General features: G+C 68.2%; 25 protein-coding genes and 3 tRNA genes. 16 read left to right on the top strand and 12 right to left on the bottom strand.

Translation table 11 applies throughout. The features are described 5' to 3' along the window. Positions 1-88 precede the first annotated feature (88 nt). A complete protein-coding gene (locus ACO0LV_RS03785; RefSeq protein WP_424786532.1) occupies positions 89-787 on the bottom strand; it encodes a bacterial proteasome activator family protein in 699 nt (232 codons plus the stop codon). Between the two features lie 96 nt (positions 788-883). On the opposite strand from ACO0LV_RS03785, the gene ACO0LV_RS03780 reads away from it, so the two are divergent. The 4 genes from ACO0LV_RS03780 to ACO0LV_RS03765 all read left to right on the top strand — a co-directional run bounded on the left by ACO0LV_RS03780 (position 884) and on the right by ACO0LV_RS03765 (position 7659). Then, a complete protein-coding gene (locus ACO0LV_RS03780) occupies positions 884-1462 on the top strand; it encodes a DinB family protein (protein ID WP_424786531.1) in 579 nt (192 codons plus the stop codon). A 78-nt stretch (positions 1463-1540) separates the two neighbouring features. Next, the gene (locus tag ACO0LV_RS03775) at positions 1541-2764 is read left to right on the top strand and encodes an AGE family epimerase/isomerase (protein ID WP_424786530.1); all 1224 of its coding nucleotides are present in this window, start codon (positions 1541-1543) and stop codon (positions 2762-2764) included. Positions 2765-2787: 23 nt separating this feature from the next. Continuing rightward, on the top strand, positions 2788-3954 hold the full coding sequence (locus ACO0LV_RS03770; RefSeq protein ID WP_424786529.1) for a GNAT family N-acetyltransferase: 1167 nt from the start codon (positions 2788-2790) through the stop codon (positions 3952-3954). Positions 3955-4161: 207 nt separating this feature from the next. After that, positions 4162-7659: a glycoside hydrolase family 3 N-terminal domain-containing protein gene (locus ACO0LV_RS03765; protein WP_424786528.1), complete on the top strand. Its 3498-nt coding sequence runs from the start codon at positions 4162-4164 to the stop codon at positions 7657-7659. A 120-nt stretch (positions 7660-7779) separates the two neighbouring features. Here ACO0LV_RS03765 and ACO0LV_RS03760 read toward each other — a convergent pair whose 3' ends face one another. Further along, positions 7780-8271, bottom strand: coding sequence for a universal stress protein (locus ACO0LV_RS03760; protein ID WP_424786527.1), 492 nt, complete (start codon positions 8269-8271; stop codon positions 7780-7782). 77 nt (positions 8272-8348) lie between these two features. Further along, positions 8349-8436, bottom strand: a tRNA-Ser gene (locus ACO0LV_RS03755). A 76-nt stretch (positions 8437-8512) separates the two neighbouring features. On the opposite strand from ACO0LV_RS03755, the gene ACO0LV_RS03750 reads away from it, so the two are divergent. From ACO0LV_RS03750 to ACO0LV_RS03740, 3 genes are all read left to right on the top strand, one after another. Next, entirely contained in the window at positions 8513-9502 is a 990-nt protein-coding gene (locus ACO0LV_RS03750) for an NAD(P)H-quinone oxidoreductase (RefSeq protein ID WP_424786526.1), read from the top strand. A gap of 95 nt (positions 9503-9597) precedes the next feature. Next, positions 9598-9686, top strand: a tRNA-Ser gene (locus ACO0LV_RS03745). A 52-nt stretch (positions 9687-9738) separates the two neighbouring features. Continuing rightward, on the top strand, positions 9739-10203 hold the full coding sequence (locus ACO0LV_RS03740; RefSeq protein ID WP_424786525.1) for an NUDIX domain-containing protein: 465 nt from the start codon (positions 9739-9741) through the stop codon (positions 10201-10203). Here the strand turns inward: ACO0LV_RS03740 and ACO0LV_RS03735 are convergent. Continuing rightward, positions 10182-11459 (bottom strand): MFS transporter, encoded by a 1278-nt coding sequence (locus ACO0LV_RS03735; protein ID WP_424786524.1) that lies wholly within the window; start codon positions 11457-11459, stop codon positions 10182-10184. The genes ACO0LV_RS03740 and ACO0LV_RS03735 overlap by 22 nt on opposite strands. Positions 11460-11668: 209 nt before the next feature. Here ACO0LV_RS03735 and ACO0LV_RS03730 point away from each other — a divergent pair, with 209 nt between their 5' ends. Next, the gene (locus ACO0LV_RS03730) at positions 11669-12640 is read left to right on the top strand and encodes a bile acid:sodium symporter family protein (RefSeq protein WP_424786523.1); all 972 of its coding nucleotides are present in this window, start codon (positions 11669-11671) and stop codon (positions 12638-12640) included. Between the two features lie 86 nt (positions 12641-12726). Then, positions 12727-12799 (top strand) — tRNA-Arg (locus tag ACO0LV_RS03725). A 118-nt stretch (positions 12800-12917) separates the two neighbouring features. Here ACO0LV_RS03725 and ACO0LV_RS03720 read toward each other — a convergent pair. Together ACO0LV_RS03720 and ACO0LV_RS03715 are read right to left on the bottom strand one after the other, a co-directional pair. After that, positions 12918-13082, bottom strand: a complete 165-nt coding sequence (locus ACO0LV_RS03720; RefSeq protein ID WP_424786522.1) for a hypothetical protein — start codon at positions 13080-13082, stop codon at positions 12918-12920. 528 nt (positions 13083-13610) lie between these two features. Continuing rightward, positions 13611-14114: a MarR family winged helix-turn-helix transcriptional regulator gene (locus tag ACO0LV_RS03715; RefSeq protein ID WP_424786521.1), complete on the bottom strand. Its 504-nt coding sequence runs from the start codon at positions 14112-14114 to the stop codon at positions 13611-13613. Between the two features lie 115 nt (positions 14115-14229). Between ACO0LV_RS03715 and ACO0LV_RS03710 the strand changes: the two genes are divergently transcribed. The 4 genes from ACO0LV_RS03710 (at position 14230) to ACO0LV_RS03695 (ending at position 18587) form a co-directional block, all read left to right on the top strand. Further along, a complete protein-coding gene (locus ACO0LV_RS03710) occupies positions 14230-15432 on the top strand; it encodes an FAD-dependent monooxygenase (RefSeq protein WP_424786520.1) in 1203 nt (400 codons plus the stop codon). Then, positions 15425-16984 carry a multicopper oxidase family protein gene (locus ACO0LV_RS03705; protein ID WP_424786519.1) on the top strand — a complete coding sequence of 520 codons (1560 nt, stop codon included), beginning with the start codon at positions 15425-15427 and terminating at the stop codon, positions 16982-16984. The genes ACO0LV_RS03710 and ACO0LV_RS03705 overlap by 8 nt, the downstream gene beginning before the upstream one ends. A 179-nt stretch (positions 16985-17163) precedes the next feature. Continuing rightward, entirely contained in the window at positions 17164-17544 is a 381-nt protein-coding gene (locus ACO0LV_RS03700) for a VOC family protein (protein ID WP_424786518.1), read from the top strand. A gap of 596 nt (positions 17545-18140) precedes the next feature. Then, positions 18141-18587, top strand: a complete 447-nt coding sequence (locus ACO0LV_RS03695) for a DUF3267 domain-containing protein (protein ID WP_424786517.1) — start codon at positions 18141-18143, stop codon at positions 18585-18587. A gap of 94 nt (positions 18588-18681) precedes the next feature. Here the strand turns inward: ACO0LV_RS03695 and ACO0LV_RS03690 are convergent, their stop codons facing one another. The 3 genes from ACO0LV_RS03690 to ACO0LV_RS03680 form a co-directional block, all read right to left on the bottom strand. Continuing rightward, positions 18682-19050, bottom strand: coding sequence for a hypothetical protein (locus ACO0LV_RS03690; protein WP_424786516.1), 369 nt, complete (start codon positions 19048-19050; stop codon positions 18682-18684). Further along, positions 19050-20234 (bottom strand): TFIIB-type zinc ribbon-containing protein, encoded by a 1185-nt coding sequence (locus ACO0LV_RS03685; RefSeq protein WP_424786515.1) that lies wholly within the window; start codon positions 20232-20234, stop codon positions 19050-19052. The genes ACO0LV_RS03690 and ACO0LV_RS03685 overlap by 1 nt, the downstream gene beginning before the upstream one ends. Positions 20235-20411: 177 nt before the next feature. Next, positions 20412-21680, bottom strand: coding sequence for an SPFH domain-containing protein (locus ACO0LV_RS03680; RefSeq protein ID WP_424786514.1), 1269 nt, complete (start codon positions 21678-21680; stop codon positions 20412-20414). A 217-nt stretch (positions 21681-21897) separates the two neighbouring features. On the opposite strand from ACO0LV_RS03680, the gene ACO0LV_RS03675 reads away from it, so the two are divergent. Beyond that, a complete protein-coding gene (locus tag ACO0LV_RS03675) occupies positions 21898-22836 on the top strand; it encodes an ornithine cyclodeaminase family protein (RefSeq protein ID WP_424786513.1) in 939 nt (312 codons plus the stop codon). Here ACO0LV_RS03675 and ACO0LV_RS03670 read toward each other — a convergent pair whose 3' ends face one another. The 3 genes from ACO0LV_RS03670 to ACO0LV_RS03660 form a co-directional block, all read right to left on the bottom strand. After that, entirely contained in the window at positions 22837-23625 is a 789-nt protein-coding gene (locus ACO0LV_RS03670; protein ID WP_424786512.1) for an MOSC domain-containing protein, read from the bottom strand. A gap of 38 nt (positions 23626-23663) precedes the next feature. Next, a complete protein-coding gene (locus ACO0LV_RS03665) occupies positions 23664-24503 on the bottom strand; it encodes an urea carboxylase-associated family protein (protein WP_424786511.1) in 840 nt (279 codons plus the stop codon). A gap of 160 nt (positions 24504-24663) precedes the next feature. Beyond that, a complete protein-coding gene (locus ACO0LV_RS03660) occupies positions 24664-25866 on the bottom strand; it encodes an MFS transporter (protein ID WP_424786510.1) in 1203 nt (400 codons plus the stop codon). 101 nt (positions 25867-25967) lie between these two features. Here ACO0LV_RS03660 and ACO0LV_RS03655 point away from each other — a divergent pair, with 101 nt between their 5' ends. Both ACO0LV_RS03655 and ACO0LV_RS03650 read left to right on the top strand, forming a co-directional pair. Further along, positions 25968-26207 (top strand): CopG family transcriptional regulator, encoded by a 240-nt coding sequence (locus ACO0LV_RS03655; RefSeq protein WP_424786509.1) that lies wholly within the window; start codon positions 25968-25970, stop codon positions 26205-26207. Continuing rightward, entirely contained in the window at positions 26204-26632 is a 429-nt protein-coding gene (locus ACO0LV_RS03650; protein ID WP_424786508.1) for a TA system VapC family ribonuclease toxin, read from the top strand. The genes ACO0LV_RS03655 and ACO0LV_RS03650 overlap by 4 nt, the downstream gene beginning before the upstream one ends. Positions 26633-26661: the final 29 nt, after the last annotated feature.

Here is a 26661-nt window from a genome sequence, read left to right as displayed (position 1 = left end):
GTGATCCACGGTAGGTCGGTCCCAGCCGATGTGCGCTTTGAGTCCGAGACCTTGCGCAGGGGCCCGAAGAGTAGAGTCGGCGGCAGGCTTAGAGGTACTGACCGGTGCCGCGGTGCTCGGAGTCCTCCGACGGCCGGTTCACCACCAGGCCCGGGGGCATCTGACCGGGAGCCACACCCGGCGGGAGCGCCTTGCGCATCTGCGACAACTGGCTCTGCGCGGCCATCTGCTGGGCCACCAGGGCGGTCTGGATGCCGTGGAAGAGCCCCTCCAGCCACCCGACCAGCTGCGCCTTCGCGATCCGCAGTTCGGCGTCGGAGGGGGTCCGATCGTGGTCGAAGGGCAGCGCGATCCGGTGTAGTTCGCCCACCAGTTCCTCACTCAGCCCGGACTCCAACTCCTTGAGCGACTGCTCGTGGATGCGGGCCAGACGGTCCCGCGCGGCCTCATCCAGGGGAGCGCTGCGTACCTCTTCGAGCAGTTGCTTGATCATCGAACCCAGGCGCATCACCTTGGCCGGTTCCTCCACCGCCGCGGTGGGGTCGGCCTTCTGGTCGCCGTCGGTCTCGGCGATGCCCAGTCCGCTGGGGCTGGTCACGACGATCCGTGGGTTGGCCTCGTCCCGGTCATCCTCGGTGGTCTCATCGTCACGCGATCCGGTGTCAGTCTCCGGGTCCCTTGCGCCATCCTGGGCGTCGGCCCGGCCGGGGTGCGCATCAGCGGCATCAGCGCCGTCATGATCCTGGGGCGAAGCGGGGTCCTGGGGCTGGTGCTGCTCGGGAGTCATGGGTCTATCATGCCAACACCCCACCCCGTGAGCGTCCCGGGTTCACTCAGCGCTGATCGAGCCGGGAATCTGAACCCGCCGTCGGAGGAGACCTCGATGCCTGAGCGGTCGATCGACCTGGCCCACCAGTTGGCTGAGCAACTGCGGTTCCACTGGGAGACGGCAGCCCGGCCCCGCCTGCACGGACTCAGTGATGCCGAGTACCTCTGGGAGCCGGTGGAGGAGATGTGGAGCGTGCGCCCGCGCGGGAGCAGTGAGGCGCCGATCCAGGGCGGCCGCGGCGACTGGGTGATCGAGTTCGCGGTGCCCGAACCCGAGCCCGCGCCGGTCACCACGATCGCCTGGCGGATGGGCCACGTGATCGTGGGGGTCTTCGGCACGCGCAACCACTCCCACTTCGCCGGTCCGCCGATGGACTACTTCGACTTCGACTTCGACTTCGACTACGCCGGCACCGCGGCCGAGGCGCTGGCCCAGCTCGACCAGGTCTACGCCCACTGGATCGGGTCGGTGGCAGGTCTTGACGACGAGGCGTTGGCCCGCCCGGTGGGCGAGGCGGAGGGGCACTTCGCCGAGGAGCCCATGATCGCCCTGGTGCTGCACATCCACCGGGAGGCGATCCACCACATGGCCGAGATCGCCCTGCTGCGAGACCTGTACCTGCGTCAGGGCTGAGGCGCGCACCCGTCGGTACGGGCACGGCAGGTGCGCAGGTGGCCGGACTGTCTGCGCATGGGCCCTACAGTGATGGCCATGACCTGGTTGAACAGCGCCGCCCACGCCCGCTGGCTGGAACGTGAGTCCGACGAGCTTCTCGCCTTCGGTGCCGGTTCGATGGTGACCCAGGGATTCGGGTACCTGGACCGCGCGGGGCAGGTGATCGAGGAGCAGGGCCTGCCCTTGTGGATCACCTGCCGGATGGCGCACTCCTACTCCCTCGGGGTCCTGTTGGGCCGGCCCGGTGCGGCCACCATGGTCGATCACGGCATCAGCACGCTGGCGCAGCACTTCCACGATGACGAGCACGGTGGCTGGTTCTCCGCCGTCGGGGCCGGCGCCTCCGATGCCAAGGAGGCCTACGCACACGCGTTCGTGATCCTGGCGGGGGCCAGCGCGACGGCCGCCGGTCGACCCGGGGGCCCGGACCTGCTGGCTGAGGCACTGGGCGTCTCCGAGCAGCGCTTCTGGCGCGAGGATGAAGGCATGGTCGCTGAGTCCTGGGACCGCACCTTCACCGAGTTGGAGGACTATCGCGGCGTCAACGCCAACATGCACACCGTGGAGGCCTACGTCACCGCCGCGGACGTGACCGGGGAGGACGTCTGGCTGGCGCGTGCGATGAGGATCTGCGAGCGCGTCGTCACGGTCGCCCGGGAGCACTTCTGGCGCATCCCCGAGCACTTCACGGCCCGGTGGGAGCCGCTGCTGGAGTACAACGCCGACACCCCCGCGCACCAGTTCCGTCCCGCGGGGGCCACCGTGGGGCACTGGCTGGAATGGTCCCGTCTGGTGCTGCAGGTGCGCGCCGGCCTGCAGGCACGCGGCCAGGACGCTCCGGAGTGGATGCTGGAAGCCGCCCGGGAGCTCTTCGACGCCGCCGTGCGTGAGGGGTGGGGCGTGGACGGTGCCGACGGGTTCGTCTACACCGTGACCTTCGACGGCCGGCCGCTGGTGCGCGAGCGGATGCACTGGGTCCTCGCCGAGGGGCTCGCGGCCGCCGCGGCGCTGTACCGGGTTGATCCCGACCCACACCTGGTCCGGTGGTACCAGATGTGGTGGGAGTACGCGGCGATCCACCTGATCGATGAGGAGCGCGGCTCCTGGGTGCACGAACTCGATTCGGCCAACCGGCCCAGCGACACCGTGTGGGCCGGAAAGCCCGACATCTACCATGCTCTGCAGGCCACCTTGATGCCGCGGCTACCGTTGACCCCGATGTTCGCCCCCGCACTGGCGGCCGGACTACTCGACGGCTGAGCAGACCTGGTTCACTAGGCGTCATGTCGCCGAACGATGCGATCAGCGAACCCAGCGACGTACCGGTGCTGTCCGGGGACCGCGTGGTTCTTCGTGCCTGGCGGGCACAGGATCGCGAGCACCTGACCTTCGATGAGCCGGTCAAGGCGTTCGTGGGCCCGAGCCTGCCCGGCACGGATGCGGACGGATACGCCGCGTGGCTGGCGCTGCAGGACCAGGAGTGGGCGGATCGGCGTGCGCTGTCCTGGTGTATCGCCGAGGCAGGGACCGGCCTCCCGCTCGGTTGGATCTGCCTGCTCGGCATCAACCAGCCCTATCAGCACGGCTCGGCCGAGGTGGCCTACTGGGTGCTCCCGGAATCGCGCGGCAAGGGCGCACTCGGCCAGGCGCTGCGACTGGTGCGCGACTACGCCTTCGGGGCGGCGGAGTTGGGCCTGCACCGGTTGTGGGCGATGACCGACCATCGCAACCTCGCCTCCCAGGCGGTGCTGCGCAAGGCCGGGTACGTATGGTGCGGCACCGAGCGGCGCGCGATGGTGTACGAGCCCGGTGGCGGGCAGTACGACATGGTCCGTTTCGAGCTGCTCGCCGACGGCGCCGGCGTCCCGTTACAGGGCAGGCCCTACCGGCACGTGCCCACGCTGGCCGGGAGCGGGATCCGGCTGCGTCCCTGGCGTCACGCCGACGCCGGGCGAGTGGTGGAGGCGTGCACCGATCCCGAGACCCAGTTCTGGCTCCCGCTGCCCGACCCCTACACGGTGGTCGACGCCGAGACCTACATCAGCGACTGCCAGCAAGCCGAACCGGACACTCGCTGGGCCTTCTGCGTCGCCGATGCCGATGGTGATGAGTGCATCGGAGCACTGGATGTGCGGATGGAGACCCATGCCGACACGGTCCGCACCGGCGCGGTCGGGTACTGGATGCACCCGCGGGCGCGGGGGCGAGGTGCGATGACGGCGGCACTGCGGCTGGTGATCCGGTACGCCTTCACCCCCACCCGGGACGGTGGAGGGGGACTGGACCGGCTCAGCCTGCTGGCCGCCGATCCCAATGCCGCCTCACGCCGGGTGGCGACCAACGCCGGGATGCGGGAGGTGGGCCGGGACCGCTCCGTGGTGCGGCTGCGTGATGACCGGGTGGTGGACCACGTCCGGTACGACCTGCTCGCCCACGAAGTACGCAGGTAACCGAACCGATCCTGACCGGAGAACCGGGGTGCTCCACCTTGGTAACTCACTTACCTAGCCTGGGTCCACAGTTGGAAACCATTGACCAATCGGACAATCGGCGGCAGAGTGTAGGCCCACACGGACCGATGCGAGCGCACCGCTGCGCTCCCCGAACGAAGGGCAACGATGCCAGGGCGTCATGGACAGCGAAGAAGATTGACTGCGGTGGGGGCCGGTGCCGTTACCGCGTTGGTCCTGGGATCGGCGGTGGCGATGGCCCAGCCGAACCAGGACGAGACAGACATCGACGCGATCATCGAGGGCATGACCCTGGAGCAGAAGGTCGGTCAGATGTTCGTGCCCTTCGTCTACGGCGAGGAGATCGACCAGGCCCACTCCGGCAACGAGGGTATGGCCGGTGAGGGTGTGGACACCATCGAGAAGATCATCGAGGAGTTCCACCCCGGCGGCATCATCTACTTCGGCTGGTCGGGCAACCTCAACTCGCCCGGGCAGATCGCCCAGCTCTCCCACGACATCCAGCAGACCGCCCTGGATGCCGGCGCGCCCCCACTGAGCCTGTCCATCGATCAGGAGGAGGGCGTCGTCATCCGGCTGCCCGAGCCGTCGGCCCAGATGCCCGGCTCGATGGCCCTGGGGGCGACCGGCAGCGCCGAGTACGCCCGTGAGGCGGCGGGGATCACCGCGACCGAACTGAGCGCGCTGGGGATCAACCAGAACTACGCACCGATCGCGGACGTGAACTCCAACGCGTTGAACCCGGTGATCGGGGTGCGCGCCTTCGGAGGCGACACCGAACTGGTCTCCGCCCTGAGCACCGCCCAGGTGCACGGCTTCCAGGACGACGGCGGGATCTCGGCCTCGGTGAAACACTTCCCGGGGCATGGCGACACCGACGTGGACTCCCACTACGGGGTGCCCATCATCGAGAAGTCCGAGGCGGACTTCCGTGCCGAGGACCTGCCGCCGTTCCAGGCGGCGATCGAGGCGGGCGTGGACTCGATGATGACCGCCCACATCGTGATCCCGGCTCTGGACGACTCCGGCCGCCCGGCCACACTGTCCCAGCCGATCCTGACCGGTCTGCTGCGCGACGAGATGGGCTATGACGGAGTCATCGTCACCGACTCCCTGGCCATGGACGGCGTGCAGGAGGAGTTCGGCGACGACCGGGTCCCGGTGGAGGCCATTCTGGCCGGTGCCGACCAGATGCTGATGCCCCCGGATCTGCGAGTCGCCTATGACGGCGTCATGGACGCGGTGGCCGACGGCGAGATCACCGAGGAGCGCATCGATGAGTCGGTGCGGCGCATCCTGGAGCAGAAGGAGCGCCGCGGCGTCCTGGCTGACCCGCTGCCCGATCTGGATGCCGTCGATGAGGTGATGAACGACGTCGAGCATCGTGAGCGCGCCCAGGCGATTGCCGATGATTCCATCACCCTGCTGAGCAACGACGGCGTGCTGCCACTGGATGATGGGTCGAACGTGCTGGTCACCGGCTGGGGGGACAGCGGGCGGCTGAACGTCATCGCCGATCAACTGATCCGCGACGGACACACGGTCCGGATGCTGCGCGCGAATAATCCGACGCAGGCTGTGATCGACATCATCGTCGGCGACGCCACCGATCGTGATGCCGTCGTGGTGCTGACACAGTCCACCGCGTTCGAAACCCCGCAGAACCAGCAGAATCTGGTCGCGGCCCTGTCCGAACTGGAGACCGAGGTCATCGAGGTCGCCGTACGCAACCCCTATGACAGCACCTTCACCGCGCCGACCGAGGCCGCGATGGTCTCCTACGGATACGCCCCGGTCTCGCTGCAGGCCATCGCCGATGTGGTCTCGGGCAACATCAACCCCCGTGGTGAGTTGCCCGTAGTGGTGCCGCAGGACGATGGCACCGGTGAGGTCTACCCGCTGGGCCACGGCCTGGACTACGGGACCACCGTGGTACCGCAGGAGCCGGTCTTCGAGGCCGACTCGATGACGATCCCGGAGGTGGAGGGAGTCACCTACCTGGTGAACGGTGACGTGGTCGAGCCCGGGGAGCACGCCGGTTCCGGCACAGTGACCGTGGTGGCCCAGGCTGCGGACGGCTACTTCATCGAGGGCCGCACGCAGTCCTCCTGGCAGCACGCGTTCGACGATGCCGCGCCGGTGTTCCCCCCGCCCGGGCCGGCTCCCGGGCACGCAGCCACCGTGGAACTGGGTATCGAACGGTTGCTGAACTCACCCGAGGAGACCGCGCTGCTGGAAGGTAAGCGCGTGGGGTTGATCACGAACCCCACCGGTGTGGACTCGGACCTGACCCACTCGATGGACCTGCTGATCGCCGGGCAGGAGGCAGGTGGGTACGAACTCACGGCGCTGTACGCCCCCGAACACGGCATCCTCGGTGGCGCGCCGGCCGGCGCGGACGTGGAGAGTTACGTCGACCCCCGGACCGGGTTGACGGTGTGGTCGCTGTACGGCCAGACCCAGCGCCCCACCGCGGAGATGCTCGAGGACGTCGACGTGCTGTTGTTCGACATCCAGGACATCGGGGCCCGGTTCTACACCTACATCTGGACGATGTACTACGCGATGGACGCCGCCGCGGAGTTCGACAAGGAGTTCATCGTGCTGGACCGGCCCAACCCGCTGGGCGACCGGATCGATGGCCCGGTGCTGGATCCGGCGCTGTCCTCCTTCGTGGGGCTACGGGAGATCCCGATGCAGCACGGGCTGACCGTGGGCGAACTCGCCAGCCTGTTCAACGGTGAGTTCCTCGACGACCCGGTGCAGAACCTGCACGTGGTGGAGTTGGAGGGTTATGACCCGTCCGACTTCGTCGACGGGTACAACCTGCCCTGGGTGCTGCCCTCACCGAACATCCCCACCATCGAGACCGCGTGGGTCTACGCCGGTATGGGGCTGATCGAGTCGCTGAACGCCTCCGAGGGTCGCGGCACCACCAAGCCGTTCCTGTGGGCCGGCCATGGTGACATCGACGAGGTCGGCGCCTACGCCCTGGCCGAGGACCTGAACAGCCGGGAGCTGTCGGGCGTGCACTTCCGTCCGATGTTCGCCAACCCGACCGCCAGTAAGGAGCAGGGACGGCTCTCCGGCGGGGTGGAGGTCCACGTCACCGACCCCTCCACCTTCGTCCCGGTGCGCACCGGGTTGCACGTGCTGGAGGCGTTGTACAACACCGATGGCATCGACTGGCGCGAGGGCACCGTCTACCCCGACCAGCAGTGCAGCACCCCCAGTGACATCTGCTGGATCGATCGCCTGACCGGAACCCGGGACGTGCGGATGCAATTGGAGGACGGCGTCGACCCCGATGAGATCATCGCCGGTTGGTCCGGTGAGATCGCGGCCTTCGACGCGCTGGCCGGCGACTACCGCCTCTATGCCCAGGACGGGGGTGGCGAGGACCCGGGTGACGGTGACGCGAAGGAGGCTGCGGCCGCGCTGGGCGCTTCCCTGGCCGAGTACGTCGACGCCGGGGACGTGGACGGTCCGATCGTCAATCGCCTCACCAACGCGGTGGAGCAGGCGCAGGGGCACCTGGAATCCGGCCGCACCGCACCGGCGGTGGCCGCGCTCAACCGGTTCGTGCACCACCTGGAGAACCCGAACCGGCCGGACACCGTCTCCGACTCGGCCCGAGCCGACCTGGTCGGCCAAGCCGGGACGATCCTGGAGTTGCTGGAGTAACCGGGCAGGCGAGTCGGCCCTGCCGCCGGATTCGACGCAGCCCGCCACGAGCGGGCCGCGTGACCCCGATGGGGTGGTGATCCGGTGGCGGGGCCACTCGGCTGGGATGGGCGGGTGCCCTCAGCGGACGACGACGACGGGCACCGGTGCCTGGCGGATGCAGGCCGCCGCGGTCGAACCGATGAGGAAGTTCCCGATCCTGGAGAGCCCCCGGGAGCCGACCACGAGGACGTCGGCGCCGGCGGAGGCGCCGATGAGCGCCTGGTCACCGCGGCCGTAGACGGTGTGGGCGTGGATCTGCAGGTCGGGATGATCGGCACCGGCGTCAGTGGCTCGCCCGAGGGTCTGTGCTTTCGTGGCCTCCTGGAACTCGAGGATCGAGGGAGTCACGCCGAACGGGAGGTCGGGTGGGCGCACCGCCGTCGGGATGGTCCACGCCCGCAGCACGTGGAGGTCTGTTCCCCTGCGCGCAGCCTCCTCGACGGCGTATTCGACAGCGCGCACTGCCGCGTCCGAGCCATCATCACCGACGAGCACGCCGCCCTTGATCTCGGCCGACGTGTGGACCCCCCTCATCGTCCAGTTCGTGCCCGGTTCGCTTGAGTCCGTCATGGTCTGATCCTATGTCGCCGGCGGTCCTTTTCGCCGCCGGCCGGAGTCCGGTCGTTCCCGCAGGAACGCTGCCTCCTTGGCGGAGGGTGTGGGATTCGAACCCACGGTGAGTCTCCCCACAACGGTTTTCAAGACCGTCACATTCGGCCGCTCTGTCAACCCTCCAACGTGCGCCCACCATTGTGGCCCATCGGGGCCCGCCAGGTCGAAACCGGGCCCGGGCCGCCCTAGTGTGGGGCTTATGCGAGCAGTGGTGATCACCGAGCGCGGCGGACCGGAGGTACTGCGCGTACAGGAGGTGGCCGACCCGCAGCCGGACCCGGGCACCGTCGTCATCGACATCGCCGCCGCAGCACTGAACCGGGCCGACCTGCTGCAGACCCGGGGCATGCACCCCCCACCACCCGGGGCTCCACCATGGCCCGGCCTGGAAGCCTCCGGCATCATCACCGCCGTGGGCCAGGGTGTGGCCGACTGGCACGTCGGCCAGCGGGTCTGTGCCCTGCTCGACGGCGGGGGATACGCCGAGCAGGTCGTGGTGCCCGTGCGCGGGCTGCTCCCGGTGCCGGACGGCGTGGACTTGGTGCAGGCGGCCGCGCTGCCGGAGGGTCTGTGCACCGTGTGGTCCAACGTGACCGGTCCGGGCGGGATGAGCGCGGCGGACCTGCAGGGCCAATGGGTGCTGGTGCACGGGGGATCAGGAGGCATCGGTTCCCTGGCGATCCAGATCCTGGCCGGGTTCGGAGCGCGGGTGATCACCACCGCAGGCGGCCCGCAGCGGGCGGCCCGGTGCGGAGAACTCGGTGCGGAGGTGGTGGTGGACCACCATGCACAGGACTTCGCCGACGTGGTGCGCGAGCACACCGAGGACCGCGGGGTGCCGTTGGTCCTGGACGTCGTCGGGGCTGAGTACCTGGAGCGCAATGTGCAGGTGCTGGCCAGGCACGGTCAACTGGTGATCATCGGGTTGATGGCCGGTGGTGGCACCGCACAGATCGACCTGGCGGCACTCATGCGGTGGAAGAGCGTGCACGGAACGCTGTTGCGGGCCCGGCCACCGCAGGAGAAGGAGGCGATCGTGACGCAGGTGCGCCGCGAGGTGTGGCCTCTGGTGGAGCAGGGGCGGATCCGCCCCGTGGTGCACGCCAAGTACCCCCTCGATGAGGCGGTCCAAGCGCAGGACGCCATGGCAGCCGGTGGCGTGTTCGGCAAGATCCTGTTGGTGCCCTGACCTGGTTCCTTCCGATGCGCAGTAGGTGGACGGCGTGCCCTGAGCCACAGGTTTTGGCTCCTGTGCCGCAGGGCAGGTACGCTTGCCGTTGATCTGGAGACGTCGCATAGTCTGGCCTAGTGCGCGGCCCTGCTAAGGCCGTGAAGGAGCAATCCTTCCGTGGGTTCAAATCCCACCGTCTCCGCCCATTGGGAATCTCGGCGCATTCCGCCGCTCTGCCACTACGGTGGCGAGCGATGCCTGCTTCCTTCGCGCTGATTCCGGCCTCTTACCTCTACCTGAGCTGCGGTGAGGAGGTCCTGCTGCAGCGACGAGCCAACACCGGATACATGGACGGGCACTGGGTGGCCGGGGCTGCCGGGCACCTCGAACCCGGCGAGACCGCAGTGGCCGCAGCGGTGCGCGAGGCCGAGGAGGAGATCGGCGTCCGGATCCGTCCCGAGGATCTGCGGCTGATCACCGTCATGCACCGCACCGACGGAACCGACGTCCCGATCGAGCAGCGCATCGAATGGTTCTGGACGGCCGAGTCGTGGGACGGTGTGCCCGTCATCCGGGAGCCGGCCAAATGCGCCGATCTTGCCTGGTTCCCACTGACGGACCTGCCCGAACCGATACCCGGGTACGAGCGGATGGTGGTGGCCAGCCTCAGTGGCCCGCCGCTGCCGAGTGCGCTCAGTTACGGATTCCCGGAGTCCTGAAGGGGGTGCCCACGCCGCTGCCGCCCGGTGGTGAGCAAGGCGAGACCGGTCAGGCCGATGACGACGGAGGCCAGCGCCCCGAGGCCGAACCCGCCCTCCGAGCCCACACCGGCCGCCAGTGCGCCACCGGCGGCCGATCCGATCGCCACCCCGATCGTGACCCCGGACTGCATCGAGGTCATCGAGACGGCGATCCCGCCGGCAGGACTGCGCCGCTCGGCGATCGAGAACGCCGTGACCAGAGCGGGGCCGAGGAAGGCACCGGTGGCCAGCAGCGCGACGGCGGTGGCGCCCAGCGAGCCGGCGAATGCCGCGATCGTGATGAAAACCGCCATCCCTGCACCGCCGAACAACACCCGGGTGGGCAGTCGAACCGACGCCGGCACCATCACCACCAGGAGCGCTGTGGCCGCGGAGGTCAGCCCCATCAGCGCATAGACCAGCCCGGCCTGCCCGGGCACCTCCAGGACCACCGCCCGCTCGGTGGTCCCGGCCTGCACCGCACCGAAGAACACCCCGATGCACAGCATCACCAGCACAGCCGGCGCCACCGCCCACATGATCGCCGGGATCGAGGCCACCCGCTCGGGTGCGGTGCGCCCGCCCGCTGTACCGTCGTCGTCGGGCCTGCGCGGTGCGGGACTGGTGCCGGCCTTGCGCGGCGCGGTGAGCGCGAAGGGGATCCCGGCCAGGGCCACCAGCACAGCCGCCAGGGCGATCGGTGCGGCCGGGGTGGCCGCCGAAGCCGCGATCCCCACCAGCGCCGGGCCGAGCACGAAGGTCAACTCATCCACGGTGGACTCGTAGGAGAACGCCGCGGCCAGATCCCGTGGCCGAGTGGTCAACTGCACCCAGCGCGCCCGTGCGAAAGCGCCGACCGGGATCGCGGTGGCGCCCACCCCCACGCCCGCCGCCCACAGTGCCGGCCCGTCCCAGGCCCACAGCGCCGCCAGGAGCAAAGCGCCCAGTGCCAGCGCGTTGATCGGAGTGAGCAGGGTGAGCACGAATCGCTGCCCGGCCCGGTCGGCCCACCGCCCGATCAGTGGGCCCGCCACCGCGGTGGCGATCGCGACCAGGCCGGTCGCCAACCCGCCCGAGGCCACCGACCCGGTCGAGGCGGTGATCGCGGTCATGGTGCCCAGCGGGACCATCGCATAGGGGGCGCGGGCCGCTACCGCCAGAGCCATCGCGGGCCCGGAGGAGATGGCGGGCAGGATCTTGAAGTGGGCCAGGGCGCCGAAGGGGGAAGAGTGCACGAGGTGTGTTCCGGCTCGAAAGTCCCGCGCCGAACCCTGCCTCGATCGGCACCGGTGTCCCCGCGCGGGGGCGCGGGCGGTCATGTGCCCGAGCAGCACCACCATAGACCGTGTAGGCGCGGGCCGCGGCGGCGATAGTAGGTTGGTCCGGTGGCCGCCACCCGCTCTCTTCCCACCGCTCGTGTGGGCCGATTCGCTGGGGCAGCCGCGTGAAGGCACTGCGCCGCTGGATCGACCCGTTCGTGCTGCTGCTCCTGGTCGCGTTGCTGGCGGGCCTGCTCATCCCGGTACCGGAGGCCGCCCGCGCCCCGGTGAACACGATCGCGCGCACCGGGATCATGGTGTTGTTCTTCACCTACGGCCTGCGCCTGCCCACCAAGGAGGTGCTGGCCGGACTGCGCAACGTCAGGCTGCAGGGGTCGATCCTGGGGGTCACGTTCGTGCTGTGGCCGCTGATCGGGATCGCCCTGGCGTGGGCGATGGCGCCGCTGATCGGCCCGGCTCTGGCCACCGGCGTGCTGTTCCTGTCCGTGCTGCCCTCCACGGTGCAGGGGTCGGTGGCGCTGACATCGATCGCTCGCGGCAACATCCCTGCGGCTATCTGCGCGGCCACGATCTCCAACGTGGTGGGCATGGTGGCCACGCCGCTGCTGGTGCTTGCCCTGATGGGGTCGGTGGCCACCACCGGCCTGAGCGGGATGCGCTCGGTGCTGCTGCAGTTGCTGTTGCCGTTCGTGCTGGGTCAGGTGTGCTCGCGCTGGCTGGGGGCCTGGATCCGCCGGCGCACATTGCTGACGATGCTGGTGGACCGGATCGCGATCACCGTGATGCTGTTCAACGCTGTCTCAGCCGCCACCGCTCAGGGCGTGTGGAGCCAGGTGCACTGGTCGATGCTGATCACGCTGGGGGCGTTCAGCCTGGCGCTGCTGGCCGGGATCTCGGGGCTGTTGTGGTTCGTGGGTCCGCGGATTGGCCTGGCGCTGCCTGAACGCATCGTGTTCCTGTTGGGCGGTTCGCAGAAGTCGCTGGCCACCGGGTTGCCGATGGGTGCGGTGTTGTTCCCGGCGGCCACCCTGGCCACGCTCGTGGTGCCGCTGATCATGTACCACCAGTTGCAGTTGATCCTCGGGGCGGTGTTGGCACGTCACCTGTCACGCCGGGCCGACGACGAGGCCTCCTAGGTCGAGGTGTGCAACCTCACCGCAGGGCGGATTTCCCCACCCGGGTGCTTGCAGGTATTGTGGGGCGTCGGCGGCACGCCGGCCCAGCGCCCGTAGCTTAATGGATAGAGCATCTGACTACGGATCAGAAGGTTGGGGGTTCGAGTCCCTCCGGGCGCGCATCGTTTGAGACAGCGGTCCAGAGCCCCCGTCAGGCCCAGCCTGGCGGGGGTTTTGCGTGCCTGACCGTGTGCAAACTTGCTCCGCCCATCAACGCCCTAGCGGCCAAGGGAGCGCTCTAGGAGCGGTCGTAGGTGAGGACGAGGTTGCCGTCGGCGAAGGTCTGCACGTCCGCGAGCGTGAGTTCGGCGGGGGCGAAGGGCGCGTCAGTGAGCATCGAGTAGCCTGCGCCTGCCACCACCAGGTAGAGCTTGACGATGAAGCGGTCAATCTCGGGGAGCACCATCCCGGCTAACCGCGCACCACCCGCGAGCTAGATGTCGATGGGAGAGTCCTCGCCCTTGAGCCGGCGGACGAGCGATGGGGTCGTCGCGGACGATGGTGACGCTCGGGTCGAGTTCCTCCTGCGTCGTCGAGACGACGTATTGACGCAGGTCCGCTGACCCATGACGACGGTGTCGAAGTGCTGGTTCGCGCGCCCCGCGAGACCCACGTGTTCGCGCACGTGTGTGGGGATCGTGTCCGGGTACTCCTCCAGCACCCGAACGCATGGGGGCTCCTCCTCGGGTACGGCGGCTGAGTGACATCGTGGCGCGTCGCGCGCGCACCCGGCAATTGGATATCACTGCAGACGACGGCACATGTCGCCCGCGGATGGCGTGCTGCAGCGGCGGTACTGGCGCCGACGGGTCAAGTATTAGCCGGTGGGTCAGGGTGTGCTTCCACTGACCGGCTGATCCGGGTAGCCCGCACCGGCCGAGGCCAGCCACCGGGCCGTGTCGGCAGTCAGAGGGGTGTCCTTCGTTCGGCGTCACGCCCCACCACGGAGGGAGGCGGCGTCGGTGGCCAGGGCTCGTGCCTCGGCCCCTTGGATCTCAGCGGCGCGACGTTGATAGTCCGCGACGACCGCTAGTTCTTCGGTGGAGTAGTTGCCGTTGAGTTCGGCGAGTCGGGACATCAGACCGTCGAAGAGCGCACCGATGCGTCGGGCGCCGGCGTCGGTACCGACGATGGAGACCTTGCGCCCATCGCTGGGGTGCGGCTCCCGTTGGATGAATGCCTTTTCTTCTAGCCGGTCGAGGATGTCGCTGAGGGAGTTCTTAGGCATGGCGGCGTGCTTGGCCAACTCGCCGACGGTTGCGTGCTGGTGTCTGTGGACGAGTTCGAGAACCTTCTCCTCCGTGGGTCCGAGACCGACGCGCCGAGACAGGTTCGTGTGGAACTGGATCATCGCTGTGCTGAGTTCACGGCCGGAAGCCGCCAGCACGGTGAGCACCTCATCACGGCTGGCTTCCTTCGATCTTGCCCGGTTCACGAAACCCATGCTACCTTCACGCTCGTTCGTTCGCACGAACGAACGAGGCGGAGTATGCGGACCTTACGCCCGTCCCCACTCTTCACTGACGCAAGAACCCAAACGAGGAGGGCCTATGAAGACCCTGATCATCGGTGGCGGCATCGCGGGATCGTCACTTGCCTTCGCTCTGCGTCGCGCGGGGCGTGAGGTCGTGGTCGCGGAAGCCCGTGGGAGTCAGCGCGACACCGGCGGGGCCTTCCTCTACCTCGCGCCGAACGGTGTGAACGCTTTGGCCGCGATCGGACTGGGGGACGTCCCTGCTGCGGCCGGGGGGTTCGAGGCGTACGGTCTGGACTTCCACAACGCCCGCGGACGCAAGATCGCCGAACTTGCCGGTGAACAGGACCTGGCCCGGTACGGAGCGCGTGGTGTGGTGCTGCGGCGGGCGCGGTTGCACGCCGAAGTCGCCGAACGAGCACAGGCCGCCGGGGCGACGTTCCTGTTCAACGCCCGGCTGGTTGAGTTGCGCACGGTGCCGCAAGGAGTCGAGGCAGTCTTCGCAGATGGACGCACGCTGATCGCCGACGCGGTGATCGGGGCGGACGGGATCTGGTCGACAGTGCGACGGCTCACCTGGCCCGAAGCCCCTCGACCCTCCTACACCGGAATCGTGGACTGCGGCAGTTGGACTGAGGTCGACTTGCCTGACACGGCCCGCCAGCAGATGTATTTCGGACATCGGGCGTTCTTCGGCTACACAGTCAACGACAAGGTCGCCTTCTGGTTCACCAATGTGCCTCGGCACTACGAACCGGGCCGGTACGAACTCACCGACCTCGACCAGGACGACTGGATGGCGAGCATCCGCCGACTTCACGAACTCGACCCCGCTCCGGTCCAAGCGATCCTCAATGCTGCGCGACACACGCTGGGTGCCTGGCCGCTCTACGACATGCCCAGCCTGGACAACTGGCACAACGAGCGGGTGTGCCTGATCGGTGACGCCGCCCACGCGGTCAGCCCGTCCACTGGACAGGGCGCCGGCCTCGCCATCGAAGACGCCGCGGTCCTCGCCCGCTGGATGCAGCACGAGACCCGCCCCGGCGCCGCGTTCGCCGGGTTCACCGAAGAACGGAAGGCGCGAACGGAGAAGATCGCGCGTTTCGGCCGTCAGATTGGCGACCGCAAGGTCTCCTCGGCGGCCGGCAACGTTTTCCGCGACCTCACCTTGCCGATGTTCCTGCGCATGGGCGCCAAGGCCACCGCAGAACAGTACGGCTATCGCGTTCCCAACCCGCCCGCTCACCGGGCCCCACGAGAGAAAGCTCATGAATAACTCTGCTGTTGCCAGCAAGAACGCTCGATCACCGACGAGGAGGGCACTGACGTGGATCGCCGGGATCGGGGTGGCCGGCCTCGTGGCCGCCGCTGCGGTTTTCGCTTGGTTTGCGATGTCCTACTTCAACATGGCCCTCGACACGGTCGGTGAGGTCGATTTCGATCGCGCTCTCCACGTTCCCCCGTTAGCGGAGTCTCGCGTCGAGGGCGGGGTGCGCACCTTCGATCTGACGATGCAGGCTGGGGAGACGGACTTGGGGCAGGGTTCGATGACGCCGACGTGGGGTATCAATGGCACCCATCTGGCCCCTACCCTGCGGGCCGAGCGGGGCGAGGATGTCCAGGTCCGGGTGAGTAATGGGCTGGATGAGGCCAGCACCTTGCATTGGCACGGGATGCACCTGCCCGCGCAGATGGATGGGGGGCCGCACCAGATGATCGACCCGGGGCAGACCTGGGCCCCGAACTGGCGGATCGATCAACCGGCGGCGAGCCTGTGGTACCACCCGCACCCGCACGGGCAGACCGCCAGGCATGTCTATCAGGGCCTCGCGGGGATGTTCATCATCGACGACCAGGACGAGGCGGGCCTCGACCTGCCTCGCGATTACGGTGTCGATGACCTCCCGCTGATCGTCCAGGACAAGAAGTTCCACGACGACGCCACCCTGGATTCCTCCACCTCGTTCATGCAGTCGGCCGGGATCACCGGGGACACGGTGCTGGTCAACGGCACCCCCGGGCCCTACTTCGACGTCACCACGCACACGGTCCGGTTACGGATCCTGAACGGTTCCAACACCCGCCCCTACAACTTCGCCTTCGAGGACGACCGGGCCTTCGCCCTGATCAGCACCGACGGCGGGCTACTGGATGCGCCAGTGGACCTGCACGAGGTTCAACTCTCTGCCGGTGAACGCGCCGAGATCGTCGTGGCGTTCGAACCCGGCGAACAGGTCCGCCTCCAATCCGGGCCCAGCGACACCGGGGATCGCCTCGCCGGGGGCGCCGACCACCTCGACATCCTCCAGTTCCGCGCCGGGGACCACCTCGGCGGAGTCCAGGATGTCCCCAGGGAGTTGGTCGAGATGCCCCGCATCGATGAATCCACTGCAGCCAGGACACGAGACTTCGAATTGTCGGGGGTTTCCATCAACGGCCAGGAGATGGATATGGCACGCATCGATGAGATCATCACCCTGGGAGACACCGAAATCTGGAACGTGACCAACCTCGATGGCCAGACGCACAACTTCCACATTCACGACGTCCAGTTCCAGATCCTCGACATCGACGGCAGGGAGCCGCAGCCGCATCTGCGCGGCTGGAAAGACACCGTGTGGCTACCCGAAGGCCAACACATCCGGCTCATCATGACCTTCACCGACTACCCCAGCACCCAGTGGCCCTACATGTACCACTGCCACACCCTCAGACACGAGGACCAGGGAATGATGGGCCAATTCCTCATCGTCGAACCCGGACACAGCACCCAGCCCAACGACTACCACCTCCAACCAGACCGCGAACACGGGGAACATGATCATTGACGGCTCTCCGCGATTCGTGAAGAAGACAACCCAGATCAGAGAGGTGGCTGAGGCATGCCTCTCCCTGAGGGAGCTGCAAGTGTGAATGATCGGCGACGAGTTCCGTCCGTGCGAGATCCTGGCCCCTTGGGCTTCTGTGGGGTCGTATGCCGCGGGTCGATGAGGAGGAGGGTGGATTCGTGACTAGTCGGATCGGGGAGATGGTGATCAAGGCCCGGAATCCGGAGCGTCTGGGCCGATTCTGGTGCGCGGTACTCGGTTACAGGATCACGGGGAGGGACGAGACAGGGGTCGCAATCTCCGGGGCTCCGAACGCCCCGACGATCCTGTTTGTGCGTACCGGCGACGACGTGCCCGGAGCGGGAACGCTGCACTTCGATCTTTGTCCGACAGACAGCGGCCAGAGGGAAGAGTTGGAACGTCTCCTGGCGTTGGGGGCGACGCCGACTGACGTGGTCCCGTCGGGAAGTTGGCACGTGCTCGCGGACCCGGAGGGCAACAAGTTCTGTCTCATGGCCAAACGCATTGCTCCGGAGCCGGAGGACTTCCACGACGCATAACTCAGCGAGACCTCCTCTCGTGCTTTCTGTGCTGGTGGGGTCGTGGGTAGTGGTGGTGGCCATGTTGCTCCCCGCCGGCCGGGACAGGATCCGGATCACCAACGATGAGGTGCACATCCGGCGATCGAGGGGCGCCGCCGTCACCCCCGCGCTGGGATCGCCACGGTGCTGCACGCACGCAAACGCACCGGTGGGCTGCGGCGCACCGGCTACGTGGCATTGCTCGACTATGCGGATCAACCGTTGTGGGGATTCGCCGTCCCACATCTGGCCACCGGACACCATCCGTGCCCTGAAGCGCACCGGTCGGGAACTGACCATCGGGACGCTCTCCCGGAAGCAACCTGACCCGTGAGGCGCGGCGTGGCGCCGGGCCCACGCGTGCCACCTACGCAGGCCCTGGGGGCGTTCATGCCGATGCTGCTGACCGCCGTCGTCAAGCAGAACGTCAATGGGGTGACGGTGGTGGGCATAGGGCCGGCACCCGAGGGACCGACCTTCCCGACAACTATCGTCTGCACTCGACCCTCGACCTCAAGAAGGATGCACGGGCCGCCACCACCATCAAGGTCTCGTTCGCCCTGATTGTCGCCGCCATGATCGTTCTGGCCCTCGTCCTGGACCTGCCGTTCGAGAGTGCCTTCAACGCCGGCGTGCTCACAGCGATCACCGTGGCCGCGTGCCTGGCCTACATGGTCGCGCACGAACTGACCCACGCCGTCCTGCTCTGGTGGCTGACGCGGGAACCCCCGACCGTCGCCGTCCGTTTTCCCTACCTCGTCACCGGGAGCCAGGCGGTCCTCACCCGGAGCACGGCCGTCGTCGTCGCCCTGACGCCCCTTGTGCTCTACACCATGGTCCTGCTTGACCTACTCAGGACCCTGCCGACCAGTTTCTTCCTCACGGTCTACGTTGTCCTGGTGCTCAATGTCGCCGGTTCCGTCGGGGACGTGCTGCAGGCTCATGCCTTCGTTAAACTCCCGCCCGCGGCGCTCATCCGTGACGACGGAGAGGAGACCTCGGTGTTCCTGCCGATGGCCTGACCCGGCGTCCCCCCGGACCTCGCGACCAACCAGCGTGCGTCGTCGATGCGATGCCTGGTCCGGTCGGGGCTCAGTTGTCAGTGGGGCACAGGGGTCAGCGTCTGTCGAAGGCGTTCAGGATGTTGCGAACTGAGTGCCCGGAGGTGCTGTTGAGGAGCCCGGCGGCCAAACCGCCGTTCTGGGCGCCCTCGACGTGTCGTTCGTTCGCACCGGCGATGCGCCGGTTGCGCTGCCGGGTGCGCCGGCCGACGAAGTCGTCGGCGGCGCGGACGTTGTCGATCTCGGCCTCGGTCTCGCGGGCGTGCATGTGACGCTTGTCGACGTTGCGATACCGCAGGTACATCAACCCGTAGAAGAGGAACCCGGAGAGGAAGAACAGCAGCCCGATCGAACTGCCGTCTCCGTTGGACCCGATCGCCAGGAAGGGCCCGCCGCTCGCAGCGGCCATCATGGAGGTGGACATCAGAGCACCACCATGAGGATGGTGCCGATGATCATCCCGACCACCTGCACGGCCGCCGCCACCGCAAGGAGTTTCGGCTGGTTGACCGGGACACTGCCCATCGTCTTGCCGGTCCGGGCGTTGACCGCGACGTAGTGCAGGAACGACCTCCCGTTCGAGCGCTGCTGGTGGTAGCTGTAGAGCCAGACGGGTAGGTACGCTGCCGCCCAGCGCTGCCCACGGATGTCGACCTGCTGGTCCTCCCAGCGCACGCCACGGTCGTAGAAGCCCAAGGTCTCCTCCGCCACTTTGTGGCGGGCGATGTCCCCAGCCTGACGCTGCACGAGCGGGGCGACCTGATCGATGTTGGTGTCGCGCCGCTCGGAGGTGAAACCGGCGATGTAGTTGGAGTCGTACCCGACCGAGTTCTCGACGTCGAACGGCATGACCGCGTTGATGATGTTGTTGGTGTTGCGACTCGCGTCCTGATCCCGGCGTTCGGACGAGGACTCGACCGTGAGGTCGTTGATGTAGACATCGAGTTCGCGTCGCACCGAGTAGACGTCGGCGTCATGGACCTGACGTTTGTTGTCACCGCTGCCGATCGTGTAGGTCCGGGTGCGGTGCTCGCCTTCACCGGCGAACCGGGCGTGAGCGTTGATGTCGACCACCATGTAGGGCAGGTAGACCCCCATGACGTTCTCCGGAGCGAACTCCTTGAGGAAGCGGGGATGTGCGAAACCCCGCCGCTTCTTCACGAACGCCCGGATCTTCTCGACCGCCTCCTCCTTCTTCATGGTGAACGGAAGGACGATGTCCGGAACGGCGCCGTTGGGAATCTGCTGGTTCATCGACAGCTTGTTCCGGCACCAGTGGCAGCGCGCCTGCGTGCTCTCGGCGGTGTTGATGACCACCTCGGCTCCGCACGCGCTGCACTTGAAGGTCAGCACATCCTCGGTGGAGGCGACGATGTCCTGCGATCCGGAGCCCAGGACCATGCCGGTCAGGGACCGGATGTCCTGGTTGATGAACAGGTCGTCCGCGGCGGCCTGGCCGGTCCACTCATGCCGGCAGAATCCGCACCGGAGCAGGCCGCTGGAGGTGTTGAGGGCGATCTCGGTGGCACCGCAGCGCGGGCACTTGACCAGGCCGTCCTTCGCGGAGGAGTCCGTGGCGATGATCTGAGGGCCATCGGGAGGCGCCACCGGCGGCGGGGCCGCTGCCTGAGGTGCCCCCTGCGCAGGGCCGGGTGGTGGCGGTGGTGCGGCCGGGGAGGCCCCGGCTTGTTCGCCGATGACGCCGTATCCTCCCGGGGCGGGCGGTGGCGGCACACCCGGCCCCGGGCCGCCCGGCCCGGGGTTCGGGTTCTGCGGCACAGTCATTTAGAGCCCGAGCACTTTCGCCTTGGCGGCGTCGTAGTCGGCCTGGGTGATCAGGTCCTGGTCCAGCATCGCCTTGAGTTGGCCGAGCTTGGCCACCGGGTCCTCCTGGGCCGGGGCGGGCGGCTCGGGTGCGGACGGAGCCTGGGGCGGCTGCCCGTACCCCTGTTGGGGCGGCTGCCCGTACCCCTGTTGGGGCGGCACCTGCTGGTAGGCCTGCTGATGGCCCGGGGCGACCGGCTGCTGCAAGCCGGAGGCAGCGCCGCCGGCCGCGTTCATGCCCATCCCGAGGAAGGCCATCCCCGCGCCGCCACCGCCGCCGCTCTCACCTGCGGCCTGGAACCCGCGGGCAGCGGCCTGCTGCATGAAGGCGTTGCCGCGGGCGCCCCCGAGCGCGTCCGCCTTCTTGACGTCACTGAGCAGTTTGCGGGTGTCCTCGTCGTACTCGATCGACTGGATCGCGACCTTGACGATCGCCAGACCGCGGTCGGAGGTCCACTGGTAACCCTGCTCGACCGCAACGCTCAGCGACTGGGCGAAGCCCACCGAGTCCGACTGGATCCGGCTGATCCGGTTCCCCTGGCTGGGATCGTTGGTATAGATCGAGAAGGCTTGCGCGAGCGAGCCGACCACTTCGTTGAAGAGTTGACTGGCTGCGTCGTTGTCGAGGTCGGAGAAGTCGAACACACGCGGGGAGGCGCCCAGGTAGGTCTGCGGCACGAACTGCTTGATCAGCAGGATCGGGTCCACGATCCGCATCGTGTAGGAGCCACGGGTGATCGCCCCCACCTGCGCGCCCAGATAGGCGTCGTCCCAGTAGATCTCCGACTGGGTGCCGAACCTGTTGTTCGGGATCTCCTTGAGGTTGACGTAGAACGCGAGTTGCTGTGCGCCGGGCTGACCGCCGAACTTGAACCGCTCCCAGGAGGTGGTCACGGTGGGGCTGACGATCCCGTCCCCGGCGAAGACCGACTTCGAGTTCTGATCATCGGAGGAGTAGATGAACCCACCGGGCTCGGCCACGAAACCGGTGATCTGACCGTCCTGGAGCGTGACCAGCCCGAAACCCTCCGGCACCACGATCTTGCTGCCGTTGCTGATGATGTGTTCAGACGCCTTGGTGTTCGAACCGCGCCCGGCGTTCTGCCCTTGGGCGACCGCGGGGAAGATTGCGGCCGTGGGGGCCAGGCTGCGCGGCGGAACGAGGAAGTCCTTCCACTGGTCAGCCATGGTGCCACCGAGCGCACCAGTGAAAGCCTTGATGAAGCCCATCCGATTCCTCCATGAATTGCCGCGATTGTCCCCGCCTTTGGGGCTCTTGAGATTACCAGCGCAGGGTCGGCGCCGGGGGGCGTTCCGGGCACGGGACGGGGGCAATCCGGCTGCCACGAGTGCCACCGGGACGGGGTGGTGGCGCCGCGAGCGGGCCTGTGCCCGATCTGTGCGCGGTGATATGGTACAGAGTCCTCGTGACGAAAGGCTCATTACTGTGTCTCTCCCTTACTTCGACAAGGCGCAGGTCCGGGCGGCACTGCCCTTCGACGCCGCGATCGCCGGCATGGAGCGTGCCCTGCGCAGCGGCGTGGATCCCGAGAACGACAGCCCGCGGCTGTTCAGCCCGGCACCCGGTGGTGAGTTCCTGCTGATGCCCACCAGCGCCACCCCGCGCTCGGGCCTGAAGGTGGTCACGATCGCCCCGGACAACCCGGCCAAGGGGCTGGAAAAGATCCAGGGCCTGTACATGCTCTTCGACTCCGACTCGCTCTCCCCGATCGCGCTGATGGATGGCACCGAGCTCACGGCCGTGCGCACCCCGGCGGCCACCCTCACGGCCGTGAAGCACCTGACCGCAGCCGACCCGGACTTCCCGGCTGCGCCGAAGGTGCTGGTCTTCGGGGCCGGTATCCAGGCGGTCAACCACATCCTGGCGGCCCGCAGCGTCTATCCCGACGCCACCTTCTCGGTGGTGGGCCGCACCCCCGCACGCGTGGATGACCTGATCGAGTCACTCGCCGTGCAGGACGGCGAGGTGTCCCGCGCGAGGGCCGAAGATGCGGACCGGCACGACATCATCCTGTGCGTCACGTCCTCGCCCACGCCGGTCTTCGACGGTTCCCTGCCTCCCGACCACGCCGTGATCGCCTCGGTGGGCCAGCACGGCCTCGAGGCCCGCGAGGTCGATGCCACGCTGGTGCTGCGTGCCGACGTGTTCGTGGAGGGCCGGGAGTCCTCCTGGCGCGAATCGGGCAACCTGGCCCAGGTGCGCAGTGAGAGCGAATGGCGCGAGATCGCTCCGGCCAACATCCGCGAACTGGTGACCGGGGAGTTCACGCGCGAACTCGGCCGCCCGGCCCTGTACACCGGTGTGGGTATGTCCTGGGAGGATCTGGCCCTTGCCACGCTCGTGTATGACAGCGCGAGCGCGTGATCAGCCGGTCGTCACCGGATCGCCCACATTGATCGTGCCGCCGCCGGCCACCGGAAGCAGGAGCACCCCGAGCGTCGGTTCGCTCTGACCGACGTCGGTGACCAGCGTGGTCAGGACCTCGGCATCGCGCTGCCCGGTGTCGGGGTTGGCGTGGGTAGCCAGACAGCGCCCGATCGGCCCGGACACCTCGAACCGCACGGCGCCGATCCGGACCCGGCCGGTCCACTGCAGTTCCTCCCAGGCCCGTGTCCCGGAGATCACGATGTTGGAGCGGAACCGGCGATCATCCCCGCCACTGGGCAGCACCTGCCCCAGGGCCCGGGTGCTGGCGGCGCCGTGTGCGGTGACGTAGCCGCGTGGACGGTCCTGGAACCGTGACGTGCCGCCGTCTCCGACCAGGACTAGCGGAAGCGCGCCCCGCCGGCGCAGCCGCCGTGCGTCCGGAAACTGCTGCAGCCAATCGGTGATCCGCTCGCTGATCAGGGCCCGGCCCGACCGGTCCAGGCCGGCGCTCACGAGTGACTCGCCGCCGTCGTGGATGCGCAGCGTCTGCCCGTCGAAGGCCAGCCGCAGCCGTGCCAGGCTCGGGAAGTTGACCAGAGCCAGACCCTGCTGCTTGGGCCAGTACTCCAGCCCGTCGGCGTCCTCGGGTTCGGCGGCATCGGCGAACCGGAAGGCGAGCACCCGGTCTCCGGTGACCCGCCCGTCCGGCTGGATCGTGAGTTGCTCCCGGGCCTCGGGAGTGAATCCCTTGACCGGGTAGCGGTACAGCGCGGCAACGTGTGGCACCGGCACAGTCTGCCACGGGCCGGTTGCCGGGTTGGAGGTTACGACCACGGCCGGGCGGTCAGCCCGTGACCGCCCCCGTAGCCGGCCCGCTGCGGCGGCTCCCACCCCTGCAGGGCCCCGTCGGGAACCTTGTGCACCTCGATCCCCAACGGTCGGCACACCGATTCGGCGTCGCCGGCGCCGGGCCCGAACATCGGGACGGACAGATCGCCACCGGGGCAGGTGGACACGGCCGCGAGCAGATCGATCTCGGCGAAGAACTCGAAGTAGTCCCCCCTCCGGGCGGGGGATGTCTTCATGAAGTACTCGTCGTCGTCGTTCAGTCCGGTGCACTGGAAGACGTTGAGCACGTCGTGCACATCGAACTCGGTCAGGTGCCAGGGCCTGATCGCTCGGGTGAGGTTGGAGTGGCAGTGGTAGTCGAACCCGACGTCGTTCAGCATCTGGTTCACATAGGGGTCGCACCTGGTGCCGAGCAGGTCGTGCACCCGCCCGCCCTCGGCGTCGACGCCATACCCGGCCAGGGAGTCGCCGGTGATGGTGACCATCGGTCGAAGGAACGGCAGGGTGGACCACAACCGGTCGAACAGGGACACGTGTGCGGCCTGGAGTTGGCGGGTGCGCGAGGCCCACAGCCGCTCCCTCGGGTCGTGGACGTTCCACAGGTTCAGGTCCGCTACCTGGGGGCCCTCGATGGTCACGATGCGGCACACGTGACCGGCGGGCACCCGCCAGGCTCGGCCGGAGCGGATCGGGATGACGAAGGAGTCCACGAGTTCGCGCCCGTCCCGCTCCTCGCCGATGCGCCGGTACAGGTCCCGGTCCACAGCCAACGGGCCTCCGGGATCGGACTGGTAGGCCGCCTGCGTCAACCTCATCTAGGCTCCCTGCGTCGGGGTCGGGTGCTCCCAACCTAGGCCCAGCGAAGTCGCCATGGCCCCCGGGCTCGCGGATTCGCGCCCCGCGGCCGCCAACGCCCGGGTGCGGGCACAAGCAGATCGACCCCCACGGGGCGGACCGAAGGGAAGCCGCGCCCTCTCACGTCCCGCTGCGCATCCCCCGGTCCTTGCCGGCCACGATCGCGACCAGTGTCTGGGCGGTGGCCAACGCCGCCAGGAGGAGCAGCGGGGCCTGCCACCCGCCGGTGCGCTCGGCCAGCAGACCCGCCGTCACCGGGCCCACCGAGGCCACCAGGTAACCCACCGACTGCGCCATCCCGGACAGTTGCGTGGTCTCGGCCTGGGTGCGCCCGCGCAGGCTGATCAGACTCAGCGCCACCACCAGTGAGGCGCCGGTGCCCGCCCCCACCACCAGAGCCCACAGCCCGCTCAGGCCCGGCGCGATCAGCAGCCCGAGCGTGCCGAAGATCACCGGTGCGCTCGCGGTGACGGCGGCCGCGACCTGGCTGTCCGGTCGGCGCATCAGACGCGGGATGAGGACTCCGGCCACGATCCCGGTCATCTGCAGGCCGAACACGTGCAAGCCGCTGCGTTCGGCGGTGTAACCGGCGGCGGTGGTGATCGTCGGTAGCCAGGTGATCAGGATGTAGAAGCACGTGGACTGCAGGCCCATGAACGCCGTGACCAACCACGCTCCCGGCTGCGTCCAGACGCTCACCTGCGGCGTGGCCGCGGTGGGAACCGGGTCGACGGCGTGGGCCGGACGTCGTAGCCGGAGTATCCACAGCAGTGCGACCAGGGCGGCCGGGACCGCCCAGATCGCCAGGGAGGTGGGCCAGTCCGAGGCGTTGGCCACCGGAACCGCCATCGCCGCAGCCACGGCGGCGACCGTGCCCATGCAGGCCGAGAAGATCCCGGTCGCCACCGAGATCCGCCCCGGGTAGTCGCGCTTGATCAATACCGGCACGAGCACGTTGCCCACCGCGATCGCGCAGCCCAGCGCCATAGTGCCCAGCCACAGCCCCGGGGTGGCGCCGTAGGAACGCACCAGGATCCCGGCGGCCAGCAGCACCAGCGCGATCCCGAGCAGCCGGTCCGCGCCGAGTCGGCCGGAGGCGTGGTGCACCAGCGGGGAGATCAGGGCGAAGGCCACCAGGGGCATCGCGCCCAGGAGGCCTGCCATCGGCTCGCTCAGACCGTGGTCGGCGCTGATCTGGGGGAGCAAGGGGCCCACCGAGGTGATCGGCGCCCGCAGGTTCATCGCGACCAGGAAGATCAACGCCACCAACAACGGCGCCCACCGGCCGGCGTCGCCCGCCTGCGCACCCCACTGCCTGCCCACGTACCACCTCAGTTCAACTTGCCCGGTCCCTGACGCTAGCAGCGAGACCGTGCTGAATCACTGATTCAGATACTCTACATCTCTGATGTTAGGATCGTGGCATGAGGACGACAGTACGACTTGACCCGGAGGTCGCGGCTGCCGCCGAACGCCTACGTCAGGAACGTCACATCGGTCTCGGCGAGGCCGTCAACGAACTCGCCCGCCTGGGACTTGCGCGCACGGAGAAAACCGCGCCCTTTCAGCAACGAACCGCGAGCGTCGGGCTGAAGATCGACGTCACCGACGTCGCTGGCGCACTCGAATTGCTCGATCAGGCAGACGACGAGGACCCTGGGTGATCGTTGACGCCAATATCCTGCTCTACGCCGTCGACAACCAGTCGCACTTCCACACGACGGCACGGACCTGGCTGGATTCGGCTATGAACGGCGTCGAACGCGTTGGGTTGCCGTGGGTGTCGCTGATGGCGTTCCAGCGCATCATCACCCACCCTCGCGTCACGGCGCACCCCCTGGCCCCGGCGGACGCGTGGAGCCACATCACCGATTGGCTCGACGCCGACCAGGCATGGGTGCCGACACCCGGTGCCCGCCACCGAGAGGTTCTCGGCCAACTTCTCATTGAGGGCAACCTTCAGGGGAACCTCGTCACAGACGCCCATCTCGCAGCGCTCGCCATCGAGCACGGAACCGGCATCTGCTCGTTCGACAGCGACTTCGCTCGGTTCAAAGGCGTCCACTGGGTGAACCCCGACCGCGTGTGACACTGCCGGAAACTGGGCGAGAGCACACC

The organism is Pseudactinotalea sp. Z1739 (genome assembly GCF_049725055.1).
Classification (GTDB): Bacteria; Actinomycetota; Actinomycetes; order Actinomycetales; family Beutenbergiaceae; genus CALKWS01.
Note: the sequence above shows the minus strand (reverse complement) of the source record. Positions and strands in the feature narration are given on the sequence as shown.